14 protein-coding genes and 2 pseudogenes are annotated in these 17,853 nt (G+C 60.0%); 7 read left to right on the forward strand and 9 right to left on the reverse strand.

Translation table 11 applies throughout. The annotated features are described in order from the left end of the window. Positions 1-76 precede the first annotated feature (76 nt). From LT948_RS24335 to LT948_RS24355, 5 genes and pseudogenes are all read right to left on the reverse strand, one after another. Positions 77-1,406: pseudogene (locus tag LT948_RS24335) on the reverse strand (APC family permease). Between the two features lie 12 nt (positions 1,407-1,418). Next, positions 1,419-2,576, reverse strand: coding sequence for an iron-containing alcohol dehydrogenase (locus tag LT948_RS24340; protein ID WP_023094040.1), 1,158 nt, complete (start codon positions 2,574-2,576; stop codon positions 1,419-1,421). A 238-nt stretch (positions 2,577-2,814) separates the two neighbouring features. After that, a complete protein-coding gene (locus LT948_RS24345; protein ID WP_003089172.1) occupies positions 2,815-3,690 on the reverse strand; it encodes an alpha/beta fold hydrolase in 876 nt (291 codons plus the stop codon). Continuing rightward, entirely contained in the window at positions 3,687-5,213 is a 1,527-nt protein-coding gene (locus tag LT948_RS24350) for a flavin-containing monooxygenase (RefSeq protein WP_016253449.1), read from the reverse strand. The genes LT948_RS24345 and LT948_RS24350 overlap by 4 nt, the downstream gene beginning before the upstream one ends. Positions 5,214-5,580: 367 nt before the next feature. Continuing rightward, positions 5,581-6,162, reverse strand: coding sequence for a TetR/AcrR family transcriptional regulator (locus LT948_RS24355; protein WP_003089176.1), 582 nt, complete (start codon positions 6,160-6,162; stop codon positions 5,581-5,583). 448 nt (positions 6,163-6,610) lie between these two features. On the opposite strand from LT948_RS24355, the gene LT948_RS24360 reads away from it, so the two are divergent. The 6 genes and pseudogenes from LT948_RS24360 to LT948_RS24385 form a co-directional block, all read left to right on the forward strand. Further along, positions 6,611-7,498, forward strand: a complete 888-nt coding sequence (locus tag LT948_RS24360; RefSeq protein ID WP_023089827.1) for a phytanoyl-CoA dioxygenase family protein — start codon at positions 6,611-6,613, stop codon at positions 7,496-7,498. A gap of 61 nt (positions 7,499-7,559) precedes the next feature. Next, on the forward strand, positions 7,560-8,927 hold the full coding sequence (locus LT948_RS24365; RefSeq protein ID WP_023091817.1) for an NAD(P)/FAD-dependent oxidoreductase: 1,368 nt from the start codon (positions 7,560-7,562) through the stop codon (positions 8,925-8,927). A 110-nt stretch (positions 8,928-9,037) separates the two neighbouring features. Then, positions 9,038-9,685 carry a hypothetical protein gene (locus LT948_RS24370; RefSeq protein WP_019485411.1) on the forward strand — a complete coding sequence of 216 codons (648 nt, stop codon included), beginning with the start codon at positions 9,038-9,040 and terminating at the stop codon, positions 9,683-9,685. A 554-nt stretch (positions 9,686-10,239) separates the two neighbouring features. Further along, positions 10,240-11,664: a DUF1329 domain-containing protein gene (locus LT948_RS24375; protein WP_015648785.1), complete on the forward strand. Its 1,425-nt coding sequence runs from the start codon at positions 10,240-10,242 to the stop codon at positions 11,662-11,664. A 23-nt stretch (positions 11,665-11,687) separates the two neighbouring features. Further along, positions 11,688-13,334 carry a DUF1302 domain-containing protein gene (locus tag LT948_RS24380; RefSeq protein ID WP_023094036.1) on the forward strand — a complete coding sequence of 549 codons (1,647 nt, stop codon included), beginning with the start codon at positions 11,688-11,690 and terminating at the stop codon, positions 13,332-13,334. A gap of 53 nt (positions 13,335-13,387) precedes the next feature. Beyond that, positions 13,388-13,639 (forward strand): annotated as a pseudogene (locus tag LT948_RS24385) (RND family transporter); the annotation flags it as partial. 522 nt (positions 13,640-14,161) lie between these two features. On the opposite strand, the gene LT948_RS24390 reads toward LT948_RS24385, so the two are convergent. Genes LT948_RS24390 through LT948_RS24400 form a run of 3 tightly spaced genes read right to left on the reverse strand, consistent with a single transcriptional unit; the run spans position 14,162 to position 16,303 of the window. After that, entirely contained in the window at positions 14,162-14,641 is a 480-nt protein-coding gene (locus LT948_RS24390) for a hypothetical protein (RefSeq protein WP_003117290.1), read from the reverse strand. Continuing rightward, positions 14,622-15,266: a DUF6036 family nucleotidyltransferase gene (locus LT948_RS24395; protein WP_003117289.1), complete on the reverse strand. Its 645-nt coding sequence runs from the start codon at positions 15,264-15,266 to the stop codon at positions 14,622-14,624. The genes LT948_RS24390 and LT948_RS24395 overlap by 20 nt, the downstream gene beginning before the upstream one ends. Positions 15,267-15,304: 38 nt before the next feature. Next, positions 15,305-16,303 carry a DNA-binding protein gene (locus LT948_RS24400; protein WP_003117288.1) on the reverse strand — a complete coding sequence of 333 codons (999 nt, stop codon included), beginning with the start codon at positions 16,301-16,303 and terminating at the stop codon, positions 15,305-15,307. Positions 16,304-16,485: 182 nt separating this feature from the next. Here LT948_RS24400 and LT948_RS24405 point away from each other — a divergent pair, with 182 nt between their 5' ends. After that, complete coding sequence (locus LT948_RS24405) at positions 16,486-17,478, forward strand: site-specific integrase (RefSeq protein ID WP_003117287.1); 993 nt, start codon at positions 16,486-16,488, stop codon at positions 17,476-17,478. Here LT948_RS24405 and LT948_RS24410 read toward each other — a convergent pair. Then, the gene (locus LT948_RS24410; protein ID WP_016487034.1) at positions 17,475-17,762 is read right to left on the reverse strand and encodes a hypothetical protein; all 288 of its coding nucleotides are present in this window, start codon (positions 17,760-17,762) and stop codon (positions 17,475-17,477) included. The genes LT948_RS24405 and LT948_RS24410 overlap by 4 nt on opposite strands. Between the last annotated feature and the right edge of the window lie 91 nt (positions 17,763-17,853).

The raw sequence follows: 17,853 nt of genomic DNA on the forward strand, positions 1-17,853 counted from the left end.
CGATTCTCGCCATTGAAGGGCAGGCTCGAAGCCGGCCTTGTGGTTGTTGTCAGAGCGTTCGATAGAAGGGTGGTCGCTACGCCAGCGCGTCGGGCACCGGGTTGCGGAAGAAGCTGGTCCGGCAAGCGAGATAGACCGCCCCCAGGCCCAGCCAGCTACAGCCCATGATCAGCGCGTCTTTATCCAGGCTGACCAGCATCCACCCGGCCGTGACCAGGCCAACGAGCGGGCAGAGCACCCCGTGCAGCAAGCCCGCCCCGTCTCCGAGGCGGGTATCGAAGGAGAGCCGCAACGCGCAAAGGTTGACTGCGCTGAAGGCGAGAAACGCGCCGAAATTGACCAGGGACGTCGCGGTGGCGATCGTCAGGGCAAAACCCGCGCAGCCGAAAATGCCGCAGAGCAGAATGTTGAAGGCCGGGGTCTTGTAGCGAGGATGCAGGGCACCGAACAGCTTGCGCGGCAGTTGGTTGTCCCGCCCCAGGGTACAGCAGCCGGCCCACGCTGGCCTGGAACGACATGCCTGCGGCGAAGTGGGCGATGATGATCCCCGCCAGGACCACACCGAAGAACAGGTCGCCGCCGATCATGCGGGCGATCTCGAAGGCGGCGCCGTCCACATGCTCGAAGGCGGGGGAGGGATGCGCCAGGTACATGAAGTACGACGAGCCGACGTAGACCGAGCCGCCGATCAATGCGACCAGCAGGATCGCGCGCGGCAGTGTCCGGCCCGGGTCGCGGGTCTCCTCGCTGAGCGTGGACAGCGCGTCGAAGCCCAGGAACGAGTACGCGGCAATGGCGGCGCCGGCCATGCTGGTGGCGAAGGACACGTCCGGGTTGAAGAACGGCTTGGCCGACAGCAGCCCGCCAGGGCCGTTGGCCGCGACGATGTAGTGCACGCACAGGCTGATGAACACGACGATGATGGCCAGTTGCGCGACCATCAACAGCACGTTGAAGCGGTTGGCGACCTGGATGCCCAGGATATTAAGCAGCGAGGTGGAGACGATGAAGCCGATGATCCACACCCATTGCGGCACCTCTGGAAAGGCCATGTTGAGGTAGCTGGCGCCGAGCAGCCAGATCAGCATCGGGATGAAGAAGTAATCGAGCAGGGCGGCCCAGCCCACCATGAAGCCGAGGTTCGCGCTCAGCATCTTGCGGGTATAGGTGTAGGCCGAACCGGCGACCGGGAACACCCTGACCAGCCGGCCATAGCTCAAGGCCGTGAACACCACGCCGATTGCCGCGATCAGGTAGGCCATCGCCGTGGTGTTGCCGCTGGCCTGCGTGATCACGCCATAGGTGCCGAACACGATCAACGGAGCGAGGAACGCCAGACCGAACAGCAGAACGGAAAACGGACCCAGCGTGCGCTTCAATGAAGCGCCGGCGATTGATTCGCTCATGACGGGCCTCCTTCACGCTACGTAGTGGTAAGCGGCGGCGACGATTTCACGGTAGGTTTCCACCGTCATTTGCTTGGCATTGCTGCCGTCGGAGAAATTCTTCTTCGACTTTTCGGCGATGCTCAGGAAGTCTTCCTCGCGCACGCCTTTCACCTCGGCGAAGCGGGGGATGCCCAGGTCCTTGCTCATCTGGAACAGGTAGCCAACGGCGGCCTCGGCGGCCTCGGCCGGCGAGAGGTTGGGGTCGATACCCAGTGCATAGGCGACCTGCGCGTGGCGGGTGATGTCGGCGTCGCGGTTATGGCCGAACACGAAGGGCAGGAAGATCGCGTTGCCCACGCCGTGTGGCGTGTCGTACATGCCACCGATGGCTTCGGAAATGCAGTGCACGCTGCCGACGTCCGCGTTACCGAAGGCCATGCCGGCGATCAGGCTGGCCACCAGCATTTGCTCGCGTGCATGCAGGTTGTCCGGCTCCAGTACGGCGGGCCTGAGGTATTGGCTGATCAGGCGGATGGCATGCAGCGCCAGCCCGTCGCTGATCGGGTTCGACACGCGGCAGGTGTAGGCTTCGATGGCGTGGGTGAGGGCATCCATGCCGGTTGCGGCGGCAATCGATGCAGGCAGCGTGTCGAGAATGCGGGAGTCGAGCAATGCCAGAACGGGGCCCACCCGGTAATCCTGGACGCTCATCTTGAAATGCCGGGCGGTATCGGTGATCACCGAGAAACAGGTCACTTCGCTGCCGGTTCCGGCGGTGGTCGGGATGGCGACGATAGGCGGGATGGCGTGCCTGAGGGTGAAAGAGCCCTCGTAGTCTTCGATCCGACCCTCGTGGGTTAGCAGCAGGCTGATCGCCTTGGCCGCGTCCATCGCGCTGCCGCCGCCGATGGCCAGCAGGCCTTGGATACCTTTGCCGCGATACAGCTGCGCCGCCTGGTTGATGTCTTCGCTGCGAGGGTTTGCCTTGACGTCCGATATCTCGTCGAACGCGATCTCCCACTCATTCAGGCTGGCATACACGCCATTCAACAGGCCTGCGGCCTTTACCCCGGCGTCCGTCACGATCAGCACATGCGCCATGCCGAGTTCCCGCAGGTATTCGCCGGTGCGCTCACGCAGGTCGGGTCCCATCACGACTTTGGCGGGGAGTAAGAACTTGAATTCCATACGTACCTCTTGCTCGATTTTTGTCGTTGTTGAACGGCAGTGGAGGAATTCACGCGCAGGGCGAACCAACGGCTCCGGCGTGTGATGCATGGCTCTGCGGTCGAGAATCAACCGGGAACCTTTTTGTCTTATGTGGGCCTGGATAAGCACGAACTTCGAAAAGCCCCATGCAAGTCCCGAGGTGTAAAAAGAGGGGCGGCACCCACCCACCCACCCGCCCCTGAAGGGATGTTCCGTACTAATGCATTTGGCCTGCGAGCAGGGAAAGCAGCGTTCCTGTCAGGCAGGCGGGGAAGTCATGCCCCATTCCCGGCAACAGCACCAAGCGTGCCCTGGGAATGGCCGCCGCCGTGGCGAAGCCTCCGCTGGTGGCGACCATGAGGTCTTTCTCAGCATGGATGACCAGCGTGTTGCAACGAATTCGCTGGAGTTCCTGCGTTCGGTCGCCCGAGTTGATGATGGCGCCGATCTGCCTCGCCATCCCGAGGTTGCTCGCTTCCCCGCCGCCTCGTTCCCAGGCTTGCATGGCGTAGTCGCGATGGGCCTGCTCGTCCCATTCCAGCGTCGTACCGACGGAACGCATGATCTCCACATAGTCGCGAACGCTCTCCTGCTGGTTCCGAGGAGGGCGCCGGAGAAGCTGCAAGATGGTCTTGAACGCTGGCTGGCCTACTCGCAGCGATCCTGTCGTCGAGAAGATGGACGCCAGGCTCATGACTCGCTGCGGATAACGAGCGGCAAGTGTCTGGGCGATCATGCCGCCCATCGACATCCCTACGACGTGCGCCGCACCCAGGCGCAGGCCATCCATGAGGCCGATCACATCGTCGGCCATGTCGCCCAGGTCATACCCCGCAGTCGGTTTACGGAAGAACTGTTGCAGGGTCGTGGGCGGGGTAACCTCGGTGAAGAAAGACCTGCCCGAGTCACGGTTGTCCAGCGTTATCACGCGCAGGCCCCGCTCGACCAGACCGGCGATGAGCGCTTCAGGCCAATAGATCAATTGCAGCCCCAGGCCGACGATGAGGATGACCGCAGGCGCGGTTTCCGGACCGTGGCTGCGATAGCAGAGGCTACGCTTGCCCGGTAGCTCGCAGAACCGATCCGCAGTCATCGCCCGCCGCCCTGAGTCTGAAGCGCCACGCTTCTGTGCAGGTAGGCGTCAGGCACCGTGCTGAACCGGAGGCATTCGTCGGCGACCTTCCCTCGGCGCAAAAGCTTGATGTCACGGAAGTAATCCATCGACATCACCCAGGGCTCGCGAGGCCCCTGGCGCGGCATGCTATCCAATGCCCGCTGGACATATCCGGCCCCGAAATCCAGCAGGGGACGGGTTTCGACACCATCCGGCGCCTTCGGCTCGCAGACGTTATGGCCCTGGCTGTCCATGAAGCCCAGCAAGCGACAGAAGTGGTCGCACAGCAGGCACACTTTCAGCGTCCAGGATGAGTTGGTATAGCCCACCGCAAAGGCAAAGTTGGGTACGCCGGAAAGCATCGTGCCCTTGTACGCCAGCGTCTGGCTCAACACTACCGGCTCGCCATCCTTGTGCAGGGCGATACCGCCGAACAACTGCACGTTCAGACCGGTGGCCGTGATGATGATATCGGCCTTCAGTTCCGTGCCGGACTTGAGCAAGACACCGGACTCGGTAAAGCGCTCGATATGGTCGGTAACGACCGAGGCTTTACCTGCACTGATGGCCTTGAAAAGATCGCCTTCGGGAACCGAGCACAAGCGTTGGTCCCAGGGCTTGTAGGGCGGGTTGAAATGAACGTCGACCGGATAGCCCTTCGGTAATTCTCTACGGGTCAGCCATATGAGCAGCTTGCGGGCGAGCCCGGGGAAGCGCTGGCAGAATCGCCAGAAGACCAGGGTGATCTTGGCATTCTTGTAGCGCGTCAGTGAGTAGGCGGTTTGCGCCGGCAGAATCTTGCGAAGAAAAGCGGCAACGGAATCGTTGGCGGGCTGGTTGACGATATAGGAGGGCGTCCGCTGCAACATGGTGATGCTGGCGACCTCGTCGGCCATGGCGGGAATCAGCGTCACCGCCGTTGCGCCGCTGCCGATGACCACCACATGCTTGCCCCGATAGTCCAAGCGCTCGGGCCAGTGTTGCGGGTGGATGATTTGCCCCTTGAACTGCTCCGCGCCCTCGAAGCGTGGGCTGAAGCCTTGGTCATAACGGTAGTAACCGCCTGCGCTGAACAGCCAGCGGCATTCGATGGTGCGGGTTTCTGCCGTGTGGCCGTCCTCGACGCATACTGCCCACAGCCCTTTGTCGCTCTGCCAATTCGCCGAGACCACTTTCTGCCGGTACTGGATGAAAGGGTCCAACTGGTATTCAGCGACGGCTTCTCGCAGGTATTCGAGAATGTCGGCGGCATCCGCCAGAGATTTCGCCTTGGTCCAAGGCTTGAAGTCGAAGCCGAAGGTGTACAGGTCCGAGTCGGAGCGTATGCCGGGATAGCGGAACAGGTCCCAGGTGCCGCCCATCCGCTCCCGGGACTCGAGAATCGCAAACACCTTGTTCGGCTGGTGACGTCGAAGGTAAGCCGCAGCGCCGATGCCAGACACACCGGCTCCTATGATCAGAACATCGAGCGGCTCAATTGGAAGAGCAGTGTGAGAGGACATGTCGCCTCCTATTGTTGTGTTATAGAGACTTGATCTTTTGACTTGATCGTTTGACCAGAATAGACGCGAGCGAGTTGCTGGTACAAGGTGCGAAATGCACCAGGTTTCCATCGGTTTGGGTTTATTTGCACCTAGGTGCCGCACCCTGTTCCCCGCCAGGCCATGGCGGAAGGCCTGATCCATGGACGAGAAGCGCACAGTCCGCTTGCAGGACTACGAGGAGGAGACCGGGCGAGGTAGCCCCGCTGGAGGCGGGGAGAGGAGAGCTAGAAGAGGCGTCGCACCTGCACTGGCAAGAGGCCCGAAGAGCAGGGGCACGGCGAACCGTGTCACCATGCCCCTCTCTAGAGATGCGCCTTCGAAAAGATCAGAAGCTGGCCACCAACAGCTTCACAGCCTGGCAGGCGGCTTCGGTCTCGGCATTCAGCCGCTCCTGGTCACCATGGGCGGACCAGGCGAGAAGCAAGCCATCGAACAGGTTGATGAGCAAGCGACTGACAGTGCCCAGCGCTTCTTGGTCCAGCACCGAGCCAGCGACCTGTTCGATGGCCTGCTTCGTCGCTTCGATGGAGTCGGTGTAGATCTTGCTCGCCATCGCGGGGTTGTTACGCAGATTCCAGAAAAACAGCTCGAACTGGGTAGTCGCCAGTTGCGGATGCGTGGTGAACCACCCGACCAACTGGCGCAATATCTCTGCTACCGAGTCTGCCGCCGTGGCTCCCGCCGTAACGTGCAGCAAGGACTGCTGTGGCGTGTCTATCAGGGATTCATAGACCGCGTCGAACAATTCGTCCTTGGTGTGGAAGACATAGTGCAGGGAGGCCAATGGAGAATTCGCCGCGGCCGCGATGCGACGGGTAGTGGCGTTCGCCACACCATATTCCGCGATCACCTTCACGGCGGCCTCAATAAAGTCTTGCCTGCGCACTTCGGCGCCCACTCGAGCCATTCAGCTTCTCCTTCTTCGGTGTTGCCGCCAGGCGACTGGTCCGCTGTCGACCGGAACGAATGCTAACGCATGGCCGTTCTCCAATCCATGAGTCGACACGCCTGAAGACCAAGGCAGCGACCCTTTGTCTCTCCAGATGTTTCGCTCCGACCGCAGGCGATGCGTAGCCGAAGCGGAACAGGATCGAGCCTGGGCAATCCGCTATCGCCAGCGCGAACCCGCGTAGAGCCGCATCTTGATTCGGCAGGCCTTTCCTGAGCGCCGAGATGCCACGCAGAATTATTAATCGTTTGACTTGATCACGTGATCATGTCGTATGATCAAACCTCCTTTCCGCGCCAGGCGCAAGGAGAGGGCGGTCTGACCGCATGAGAGTGAACGCTCATGGGCTGAGGCTGATTGCGGAGGCCCTGCAGAACAATGACAACACCACACAGGTAGGCATCAGATGAGTACGCGAAGATTGACGACAGTCAGCTGCGACACCCCGATCGAGCAGGTAGTGGAAATCATCAGGCGTGATGGCGCTGTCGCTATTTGCAACTTCGTCTCGGAAGAAACCTTGAAGTCTCTTACCGAGGACCTGGACAGCTATCTGGGCGTTACCCCCTGCGGCATGGACCCTTACTTCGCCGGCACCCAGACTCGACGTACCGCGCGGATCCTGGCGAAAAGCGACTCCGCCGTGGAAGTGGCACTGAACCCCCTGTTCCTCGAGACGGCAAAGCAGGTATTGCAGACTCCCACCCATGTCTGGGTAGGGAACGATCGGGTCGAGATCACGCCCGATATCCAACTGAGCATGACCCAGGCCATACAGATCGGGCCTGGACAAGGTCTTCAACCCCTGCATCGCGACGATGCCACTTCGCTCTGGCGGCATCCGCAGTATGGTCGCGAGGCTCGCTTGCAGCTCATGCTGGCGATTACCGACTTCACCGAAGAGAACGGCGCGACGCGGGTCATTCCTGGCAGTCATCAATGGGATGACGAACGTATGCCCACCCAGGAAGAAACCATCGGCGCGGAAATGAAGGCAGGCACTGCGCTTCTCTGGTTGGGATCGGTATATCACGGCGGTGGCGCCAACAGATCCGACGCTCCTCGCACAGGCCTGACCATGGCCTACGACCTGGCCTTCCTGCGCCTGGAAGAAAACCACTTCCTTTCCATACCCGTCGAGCGCGTTCGGCAACTCCCCGCGCAAATGCAGCGTCTGCTGGGGTGGAGTGCCAGTTCCACGCTACTGGGATGGGTGGAGATCGATGGTCAGATGCGTGACCCGCAAGAGCTGCTGGGCATGCCCTCCTTTTCCGAGGCAGGGAAGGGGTTCTAGCGGCACTGCCATGGATCGGCCCATGAGAGGAACAACGTCCGGCAACCCGGGAGTGATGTGAATGAATGCCTTCAACGGAGCGGCACGCAACAATGCCGAACCCATGAGATTCCGCAGCCTTGGCGGATGGGTGGAGCAGCCAGACGACCTGCAGCCGGCGCTGACAGGCCACGAGCACGCAGACGTAGTCGTGGTCGGCGCCGGGTTCGCCGGCCTGTCAACGGCGCTGGAACTAAGGGCGCGTGGAGCGAACGTCATCGTTCTGGAACAGCAGTTCGCAGGCTTCGGGGCCAGCGGGCGCAATGCCGGCTATCTGCTCGGCAGCATGGGCATAGAATGCGAGGTTTTCGTCAAGCGAGTGGGGCTTGAGCAGGCACGTAAGTTCGTCGGTTTCTATGACGAGGCCGTCACTTATGTGGAAGAGCGTTTGGCTGCGCTGGACATCGATTGCGATTACACGCCCTCGGGAATCATCCGGGCCGCCGTCCATCCCAGCCAGGAAAAGCGACTGCGAGCGAACATGGAGCTTGGCCACGCGCTGGGCTCTGTCACTCGCTTCGTGGATAGCGCCGAGATGCGCGCGCGAGGCATACCGCCCGCATTCCTGTTTGGCAGCGAGCAGCGTGGCGGCACCTTGAATCCGGGAAAGTACGTCAACGGCCTGCGTCGTGCGGCAATCAAGGCTGGCGTGAAATTGTACGAACGCACGCCGGTGCTTTCCTACTGTGAAGGACAGGTGATTACCTGCAATACGGCCCAGGGTATCGCCACCGCCCCTGTAATGGTTCTGGCGACCAACGCCTACACGCCTCAGCTGGGAGTGCTACGCAACAAGGTTGCACCGATCCGGGTTTCGGCAATCGAAACCCAGCCACTATCGGCGGAGCAACTGGCGTCCCTGGGTTGGCAAGAGCGTGAAGGCCTCATTACGCCGCACTACACCATGGAAAGTCATCGCCTGACGGCCCATGACACCCTGCTGCTGACCGTGAAGCAATTGGGTTATGCCTACGGCTCGAAGACACCCAATATTCCGGACCACGCCGCCTACGCCGCGTTGTCGCGAGTATTGCGCGAGCGTTTTCCTTCCTTGCAGGGCCTTGCCATTCGGCATTGCTGGAGCGGGTATATCAGCGGGGCCTACGACTTCCTCCCCGTGGTCGGAGTGACAGGGGCCAGGCAGAACATCTTCTATACGGCGGGATGTTCAGGGCATGGCCTTGCCACTCAATCGCTCATGGGCGCGCTTTTCGCCGAGCGAATCGGCGGTGGAGAGCCTCCGCTGCTAGCGGCGCTGGAACACAAGACGCCATCCATGCTACCCGAGCCACTTCAATGGTGCGCCATAAAGTCGGCCTTTGCGGCCGCCAGGCTACTGGATGCATGGACCGACAAGAAAGTGCGCAAAGACAAAGCCTTGAATGGCTGATAACGATGCGGGGAGTTAATGGGGATATGCCCGTACTCCCTTGCACCGATTAGACACAAGGCATCGATACAACTCTATCTGAAGGGGCAGTTAACGTGGAACCGAGAGACTTGTTCGCTCTGCTCTCATGTATTCTCCTGGTGATTTCCGGATTGTTTTATGGCGCTGCATTCATCAGGCGGAAAAACTATTTGCTTGGTCTGGAGTTCTTGATCGTAGGTATCTCGGCATCGAACTTCACTACATTCATAGCCACCGGCTGGCAAGCCAACTACAACATCGCGATCTTTCTCGACGCCTTTTCGCGAGGGGTGGGAGTGCCAGTTATCGCTACTCTCGGGCTAATGGCAGTTACCCACGATTACAAACCGTCGCCCGCCAAGGACATTCTCATTTTTGTAGCTGGCTTTGCCGCTACCGGCGTCTATTTCCTGTCTGGAATCATCGCGGGATTCCTCCCTTATTTCTATGTATTCATGTGGTCAGCCTATACCTTGTATCTTTGCTACTTCACCTTGCAACTGGCCCGTGCAGGCGAAGCCCTCCATACTCTGGCCACCATCGTTGGCGGGCTGGCGGGCCTGGTAGTAGCGCTCAGGTATGACTTCTTCCCGATTCCGGGAGACGACACGAAGATGGTCTTCATGACCATGGCCTTCCTGGCTTGGTCCTATTCCATGGTGCAGTTGTACTATGCCTATGGTGCGCTGGAGCGTTCGAACAAGGTATACGGCCAAGCGTTTCCTCGTCCACGCTAAACAATACGGCGCGACAAGTTTTTCTTTCTGATCCGACAACCTGGCAGAACTGTTCTGCTGTAACTCCATGGCAGGCCCTGGCCCTGCCTTTTACCGCCCTTCGGGGCGGTTTTTTTTGCAGGCATTACATCCGCTATAGTCCCGCTCCGCCGCGGAGCGTGCATTGTCGGATAAAGTTGCTCGATTCATGACCGGTCATATCCGATCGCTCCCTCTGACTCGAGGCGAAACGACAATTGAAAATGCCCGAGCCGATATCTACGAAAGTTCCCCTCAAGCTCTCTTGTGCCCTGTTACCAAGCATCTCCAGGTAACACATGTTTCTTTACTTCCCAAGGTGGTGCACAGGGCACTGGGCCTGGAACAGAACTTTTTCCATAACCGCCTGATTTATAACAATTAAAAAAACATGAAAGAGAACTGGCATATGGTTTGCCTCATGATCGCCCGACATGGTCAATTGATCAGGTCAAATGATCATTATCGACAGGAGCCGACTTCTTCCCCTTGGGAGGTCGAGCAACCGGTCCATGCCCTGTGTGAGGAGCCATCCAATGAAAGATGTAACTGAACGGCTGGAAGGTGAAGCGCCCACCCGTCGTGTTTTCCAGCAGCAGTTGTTCATGACCCTCGCGGTATCGACCGTGCTCTGTTCGGTCCAGGCGGCGCCCCAGGGCCCCGAGGCGCTGGGGTCGAAACTGACCCCCTTGGGCGGGGAGATCGCAGCGAGTGCAAGCGGGGACATTCCTGCCTGGACGCAGCCTGGACAGCAGGACGAGGGATGGAGCTACGGCCAGGTGCGAGGAGAGCACTGGAAGTTCAAGGGCGACAAGCCGCTCTACAGCATCGACGCGAACAATCTCGCGCAACACTCGAGCAAGCTGTCCCCCGGACAGGTCGAGCTGTTCAAGAGGATTCCCGGCTATCGCATGGATGTGTATCCGACCCGTCGGACCTGTAGCGCTCCGGACTTCGTGATCGAGAACACCCGGCAGAACGTTGGTTTCGCCAAGCTCGATGCTGCCGGCCTCGCTCTGGACGAGGCTCACGTTCCGGGCATCCCGTTCCCCATGCCGAGTACCGGTGCCGAGGTGATGTGGAACATGAAGATGCGCTACCGCGGCGTTGGCGTCGAAATTCCCCGGACCATTTCCGGAATTTCTCCACGCAAAGGGGGGGAATGGTTACGTCAGTCGACAGATACCTTCTTCTTCACGCCCTGGGGGAAAAAGGGGAGTGCGCTCTTCTCGTCAGTTGGCCGCCTGGAGAATGCGACCTTCTTCAACTACCTCGAGCCGGCTGCTCTGGCCGGCCAGTCCGCGGTACAGACTGCCGTGGCCGGCGAACAGGCCACGACCTTCTACTACTTCCCCGGCCAGCGCCGCGTGCGGCGAATGCCGTCGTACTCCTACGATGCGCCACAGATCGGCCTGGATAACCAGTACACCGTCGACGAGGCGAACGTCTTCTTCGGCACCATGGACCGTTTCGACTGGAAGCTGATCGGCAAGCAGGAGTTGCTGGTGCCTTACAACGATTTCGGTGCCTACGACACTGGCGCCAAGGTGGAGACGTTTGCCGGCAACGACTCGATCGCGCCGCAGTCGCGTCGCTATGAGCTGCATCGGGTCTGGGTCGTCGAGGCCAATGTCCGTCAAGGCATGCGCCATCAGGCGCCGAAGCGCATGTTCTACATCGACGAGGACAGCTGGAACCCGTTGCTGGCGGTGGACTACGACAAGCAAGGGCAGATCTGGAAAGTGCGCGAAGGGTTCTCGATTCCCGTGTACGAGACAGGCGCCTGCGACGTCCAGGCCCAGGTCCAGTACAACCTGGCGGATGGCCGCTACCTCTTCGACATGACCTCGATCGGTGCGGGCAAGAACGATATTCGCTGGCTCACCGAAGACAACGGCTCCCCCCGCCTGAAGCGTGACTTCTTCACCTCCGACAATCTGCGAGCCATCAGCGAGCGCTAACCGACGTCAGATCGAGAGCCAGCATGAAAAAAATAATTACGAAAGCCTCAGGCCTTGTCATCGCGTGCACAACCCCATTGGCAATGGGATTCACGTTCGAAACCGAAACCCTCAATGGCTCCTTCGACTCCACGATCACCGCAGGCATGGGTCTGCGTACCGAGTCACGGGGCTGCAACCTGATCAACCAGGGACCGACCGGGCACAACGCGCCCTCCGGCTGCCTGGCGCAGAGCTCCGGCGTGGCCGACCAGGGCGACCTGAACTACGACCGCGGCGACATGTTCACCAACTACCTCAAGGGCACCCATGAGCTGTTGCTGAAGATGCCCGAGGACATCACCTTCATGGCGCGCGGCACCTGGATCCGCGACTTCGCTGCCACCGATACCACCGGCACGCTGTCGTTCAACACCCCGGAGAGCGTCGGCAGCAACGGGCTGAGCGACGACGCCCGCGACGACCTCGCGTTCAAGGCCCGCCTGCTGGACCTGTGGGTGAGCAAAGGCTTCGACGTGGGCGGGCAGCGGGTCCGCGCACGCCTGGGCAACCAGGTGATCAACTGGGGCGAAAGCCTGTTCGTGGCCGGTGGCATCAACAATACCAACGCCTACGATTACCAGGCCTTGGCGCGCCCCGGCGTGCAGCTCAAGGAGGCCGTGCTGCCGGCGCCGATGCTCAGTGTCGCGTCGGGCCTGGGTTCGGGTGTCAACGTCGAGGCCTACTATCAATTCCGCTGGAACAAGAGCGAATTGCCGCCGGTGGGCAGCTACTGGTCCACCACCAACGCGCTGGGTGAGGGCAGGGGGGACTATGGATTCTCCGAAAAGGACGCCCGTGACAGCGGCCAGTGGGGCCTTTCGCTGCGCTGGCAGCCGGAGGACAGCGACGTCGCCTATGGCTTCTACGTGATGCGTTATCACGACAAGTTGCCATCGTTGCGTGTCGCCATTCTCGACCCGAACACCTTCGCGGCGGCACCGACCTGGGAGTACCAGGAAGACCGGATGATGTACGGCATCAGTGCCAACATGCCGATCGGTGACTGGGCCGTCGGTACGGAGCTGTCGTACCGGCCGAAGGACTCGGTCATGCTCAACCCGGTCATCGACCTGTGTACCGGCAACGGCGGCAAATGCTGGAAGGACGAGAAGAAATTCCAGTGGCACCTGACCGGCCTGTACAGCTTCACGCCGTCCAATTCCCCGACGCTTCTGGATTTCAGCGGGGCCAGCACGGGCAGCTTGCTGACCGAACTGGTGGTCATCAAGTACCCGGGGCTGCATGACGAGGTCAATGGCGAACCGCTCGCCGCGGGGCTCAATGCCTGGCAGCTGGATCCTGCCAGAGCGCCGAAGTCCCGTGGCGACAAGACCTCTTCAGGGATCAACCTGGACTTCAGCCTGACCTATGACGGCACCTTGTTGCCGGGCTGGCAGGTCACGCCGGGCGTCTTCTATGCACGGTCGCTGGGAGGACGGACACCGAACCTCAGCGCAACCTTCACCAAGGACGCGAGCAGCATGAACCTGTACCTGAACTTCGTGCGGAACCCGGCCAGTTGGCAGATTTCCCTCAACTACGCGAAGTTCATGGGCGGTGAGACGCCCTACGACCAGCTTTATCGTGACCGCGATTATGTCGGCATCGCGATCTCCCGCACCTTGTGAGGCTTGCCTTGAACGGTTCTGTAAAGCTACCTGAGGCCCCGACACGTGGCCTGTTGTCATATGTCGAAGGTGTGTTGTTCAGGCATCGCCGGCTGGTGCTGGCGAGCCTGGCGGTATTCACGCTGATCATGGGCTGGTTCGCCGTACAGCTGCGCATGGATGCCGGCTTCGAAAAGCAATTGCCGGTAGGCCACGAATACATCGAGACATTCGAGGCCTACCGCAATGACCTGCTGGGGGCGAACCGACTGACCATCGTGGTCAAGGCCCGAGAGGGCGATATCTGGAGCGCCCCGGGCCTGAAGGGGGTCATGCCGAGATAAAGGAAAATTAGGACATACGCGCTGCAACTGATTGTATTTAAATATCTTTCTAGCGTCGCTAAGTTACTCAGGATGGGCTTTATAGGATTTTATAGTCAATTATAGAATCGGCTCTGAACGCCTGATTGAAGTTATGCCGAGGTAAGGGGGGAATCAGGGGTATGCCGAGATGAGGCAAAAATTAGTGCATTCGTTCTGTAACTTGCTGTATTTAAACGAACAGAATGGAAGTCCTGCTCAAGCGAAGGCGCGCTTAGCGCAATGGCTTCAGCCTGATACCGCTGAGGATCAGTTCGGCCTGCTGCGAATTAAGTAGGCCGATCTGGAGTTGGCAAAGGCACCGGGGTGTCGGTATCAAGGCTCTGAGCCCAGGTCTCGACCAATGCGTGATCGATCACCAAACCCTCGCTCACGTCGGCTAATGCCTCGCGTGTTAGATCAGCGAGTCGTTGGTCGTCATTTGTTGAGTTGGCCATTCCGCGTCCATTTTGCCGTGCCCTGCTGCTAGCTTACGGGCGTTGGCTCTGAATAGCCCGTCTTCACGCCCTGGGTGGCGGCGTAATGGCGGGTTTGGAAAGCCAGGACATCCTGCATCTGCTTGCTGACGTCCTCTTCAAGCCCCCATTCATAGGCCAGCTTGTCGAGTTGGTAGCGAGAGACAAGCTGGGTCGCACGAGGTGAGCGTTCTGCTGGTTTCAGGTTCGACCAACTGCTGACAAAGCCTTTTAGGCGCGCGGCTTTGTCCGTTGATACACAGGGAAAGCGACGCAGCAGGTCGACGAGATAGAGGGCACGCAGCTTCTGTTCAGGCTCGCGCAGCTTGCTTGCCACTTCACGCTGCAGTACTGGCACGAGGTCGCGCTCTTCGTACCACAACTGCTTGGCAAGCTCCACAAGAGCATCGGACGCAACTTGGCTAAGACGCTGCTGGGTGACAGTCTCCAGGAGCGTGCCAAAGCTTTGTTTACGATCCAGACGTGGCATCTCGCCCATCCTCCAGGTACTTCGCTATGACCAGTTTCAGGCAGCCTAGCATTGCGCTTCGGTTGCCCACGGCATAATCGATTGCCTCTGTTGCCAGTGTAACAAACTGGCCGACATCGACACGGCCACATTCGATGAGCTGTTCGATATCATATTGATCGTTTTCCGTAAAGCGGCCGAGCTTGGAGATGGCCAGATCCACGCCGGCGGCAACGAAGATATGCAGCGGCTGCTCACCCTCGAAACCCTCCATCGGGATGGCGCGCTCGCGGTAGTCCTCGTGCAGTGGCCCGAGGGCATTGGTGTAGTTCTGGTCCAGGTACACCTGCAAGTCGCGGCCGTCGCCGTCCTCATAACCCTCTGGCGGTGTGTAGACGGCCATGATCTCGTCCTTACGCAGCACGCGGGCCGCCTCGATCTCCGCATCGATGTCCGCACTACCACGCGCATGGGTGAGCAGGTGCACCGCGCAGCCGCCGAAGACGAAGACTTTGAGCGAGCCTGGCGGATTGCCATCCAGTAGCGGCAAGGCCCGGGCGAACAGATTACCAATGGCCTGGCCCAGTGGCGTAGTCAAACGGACAGGTTCCGCAGCCCCCTCATTGGTAGTCTCAAGTAGTGTCATCTTCACCTCCGCTCAGCGCATAGGCTCAGTGTGCCGGTTCATGTGCTACATGCGCCATCGCTGTTCGCAAGCGGTGCCCCGAGTAGCTTCAGCTGTGTAGTGGCTTCGACCAAGCGCTTCTGCAGGCCCTGCGTCTGCTGCGCCTGAAGCGCGGAGGCTTCGCTCAGCCGGGACACCTCCTCCTGCAATGTGCGACAACGCTGATCAAGGGCTTCATTCGTGCGTTCGGAGCCGGCCAGCGTGCTCTGCAGAGCCTCCAGGGCCTGAGTTTTCTGCGCCACTAGCTGTTGCTGTGCATGTCGCTCTTTTTGCAACTGCCGCGCCTCGGTGAGCAAGCGTGCATTGTCGCGGTTCAGTTGCGTCAGCTCGTCCTGCTTGATTATCAAGGTCTGCTGCAGTTGCCGCAGTTCTAGTTGCAGTTGTTGTACCTGCGACTCGTGTCGGCGTTGTTCCTGCTCACGCTGTTCCTTGCTGGCCTGTCGGTAGTGCTCCAGGGTGTCGCGCGCATGTCGGTGTTTTTCCTCCAGCGAGTGGATCTGTGCGTCGCGATCCTTGTGCCGCTCCTCGAGGTCACGATTAGCCTGCTGTAGGCGGGCGTTCTCGATCTCGGCCTGTTGCCGTTGCTCGCGTGCCTGCTGCAACTCGTGATGAGTGGTCTGAAGCCGTTCCGCGTCGAGCGCGGTCTGGCCTTCCAGTTGTTGGATGCGGCTTTCGGCCTGTCGAAACCGATGCTGGTAATCGAGCCGTTCGCGGGTCAGTTGTTCGCGCTCCAGGGCCACCGCGGCCTGCGCCTCCTCCTCTAGCTGATCTGCCAGTTGGCTGACCAGATTGGCCAGCTGTTCGCTGAGCGGGATCGAAGCCGCATCCCGGCCGCGCTCGGCGTCTTCGAGCTCTTTCAGGTAGCGGTGAATGGTGGTCTTTGAACCGGTGTTGCCCAGCTCGATGCGCACCGCATCAATACTGGGGTGGGCGCCGCGGGCGAGGAGGGCATGCCTGGCTTTCTGCACGACAGCTTTGTTGATTCCACCACGGGCCATGACGGAGCCTCCTAACGATTTCGTTCTGTGGTACATACCATGTAGATACATAGCACTTTATCAAGAATTTCCCTTATTTTCTACCAATAATCTAGAATTGGGTAATCATGAATTATCCAAGGTGAGGCGGCATTTTTGTCGTTTAGTCGTCGCTCACCGGTACACCAAGGGGATACGCCCAGATGAGCCAGGAGATCGAGCGGTACCTGCAGGCCGGCACCCGCGCTAGCACGCGGCGCAGCTACCAACAGGCGCTCGAGCACTTCGAAGTGACCTGGGGCGGCTTTCTGCCGGCAACCAGCGATGCCATCGTGCGCTACCTGGTCGATCACGCCGCCATGCTGTCCAGTAACACTCTCAAGCTGCGCCTGGCGGCACTGGCGCAGTGGCACGTCAGCCAAGGCTTCCCCGATCCGACCAAGACCCCACTGGTTCGCCAGATCCTCAAGGGAATCCGTACTCTGCACCCGCGCCAGGAGAAGCAGGCCGAGCCGTTGCAATTGCGCCAACTCGAACAGTGCGTGCTGTGGTTGGAACAGGCCGAGGGGAGAGCACGAGCGGAGGACGACTGGCCGCGGTTGCTGCGCTGTTGCCGCGACCGTGCGTTGATGCTGATTGGCTTCTGGCGGGCGTTCCGCAGCGATGAGCTGTGCCGTCTGCAGGTCGAGCACATCCAGGTAAGGCCGGGGGAGGGCATGCAGCTGTTTCTGCCCTGGAGCAAAGGTGACCGCGACAACCAAGGCCAGACCTTCAGCGCGCCGGCGTTGGCCAGGTTATGTCCAGTACAAGCCTACGTCGACTGGATCAGCGTGGCGGGCATCGCGCGTGGGCCGGTATTCCGTGGAATTGATCGCTGGGGGCATTTAAGTGAGCAGGGTTTGCACCCAAATAGCATTGTCCCACTCATGCGCGCCGTACTGCAGGCGGCAGGACTGCCTTCGGAGCTGTACAGTAGCCACTCGCTACGCCGCGGGTTTGCCACCTGGGCCACCCGCAGCGGCTGGGATCTCAAAGCGCTGATGCAGTACGTAGGTTGGAGCGATGGCCAATCCGCATTGCGCTATGTGGAGAGCACAGGAGTGTTCCCTGGGCAGTTGAGTGCGCTACAACACATCTCAAACTGGCCCGAGGGGACTGCCATAAGACCGCCTTCCGCGGCCCCGATCTGCACCTAGCTGCGCACTGGGAACACCAGCTCGTCATGTGCGGTGCAAATGAGTCGATGATCCAGCACATGGAAAATCGCAGGGTTCTTGGCATCCTGGGCACCCACAAAGAAGAGGTAACTGCGGGATGCCTGCTTGTCTTTTTTGGCTTTTATGTTCTCTTGCCGGGCTATTTCCAGCTCATTTTTCAGTCGCCCGCGGGCAGCTGCTGACCACTCGCTCCAAAGGACGACCACCTGGTAAGGCGTTAGTTTTTTCTCTTCCCATTCGCCCGCGTTGAGTGAAATGGTCAAGTGTTCATGCTACAAAGACGCGCTGAGGGAACGCTGGTCGAGGCAGTCCAGGTTGTACTGCCTGCGAGGCTGAATGGATCCAATGACTGGA

The sequence above is a fragment of the Pseudomonas sp. CP-1 genome (assembly GCF_021213715.1).
Taxonomy (GTDB): Bacteria; Pseudomonadota; Gammaproteobacteria; order Pseudomonadales; family Pseudomonadaceae; genus Pseudomonas; species Pseudomonas aeruginosa.

What these genes read in the sequence shown, in the direction of transcription:
- LT948_RS24360 (WP_023089827.1), top strand. Translation starts at nt 6,611, where the DNA reads ATGAGTACGCGAAGATTGACGACAGTCAGCTGCGACACCCCGATCGAG.
- LT948_RS24395 (WP_003117289.1), bottom strand. Translation starts at nt 15,266, where the DNA reads ATGACACTACTTGAGACTACCAATGAGGGGGCTGCGGAACCTGTCCGT.
- LT948_RS24350 (WP_016253449.1), bottom strand. Translation starts at nt 5,213, where the DNA reads ATGTCCTCTCACACTGCTCTTCCAATTGAGCCGCTCGATGTTCTGATC.
- LT948_RS24345 (WP_003089172.1), bottom strand. Translation starts at nt 3,690, where the DNA reads ATGACTGCGGATCGGTTCTGCGAGCTACCGGGCAAGCGTAGCCTCTGC.
- LT948_RS24405 (WP_003117287.1), top strand. Translation starts at nt 16,486, where the DNA reads ATGAGCCAGGAGATCGAGCGGTACCTGCAGGCCGGCACCCGCGCTAGC.
- LT948_RS24400 (WP_003117288.1), bottom strand. Translation starts at nt 16,303, where the DNA reads ATGGCCCGTGGTGGAATCAACAAAGCTGTCGTGCAGAAAGCCAGGCAT.
- LT948_RS24390 (WP_003117290.1), bottom strand. Translation starts at nt 14,641, where the DNA reads ATGCCACGTCTGGATCGTAAACAAAGCTTTGGCACGCTCCTGGAGACT.
- LT948_RS24365 (WP_023091817.1), top strand. Translation starts at nt 7,560, where the DNA reads ATGAATGCCTTCAACGGAGCGGCACGCAACAATGCCGAACCCATGAGA.
- LT948_RS24340 (WP_023094040.1), bottom strand. Translation starts at nt 2,576, where the DNA reads ATGGAATTCAAGTTCTTACTCCCCGCCAAAGTCGTGATGGGACCCGAC.
- LT948_RS24380 (WP_023094036.1), top strand. Translation starts at nt 11,688, where the DNA reads ATGAAAAAAATAATTACGAAAGCCTCAGGCCTTGTCATCGCGTGCACA.
- LT948_RS24375 (WP_015648785.1), top strand. Translation starts at nt 10,240, where the DNA reads ATGAAAGATGTAACTGAACGGCTGGAAGGTGAAGCGCCCACCCGTCGT.
- LT948_RS24355 (WP_003089176.1), bottom strand. Translation starts at nt 6,162, where the DNA reads ATGGCTCGAGTGGGCGCCGAAGTGCGCAGGCAAGACTTTATTGAGGCC.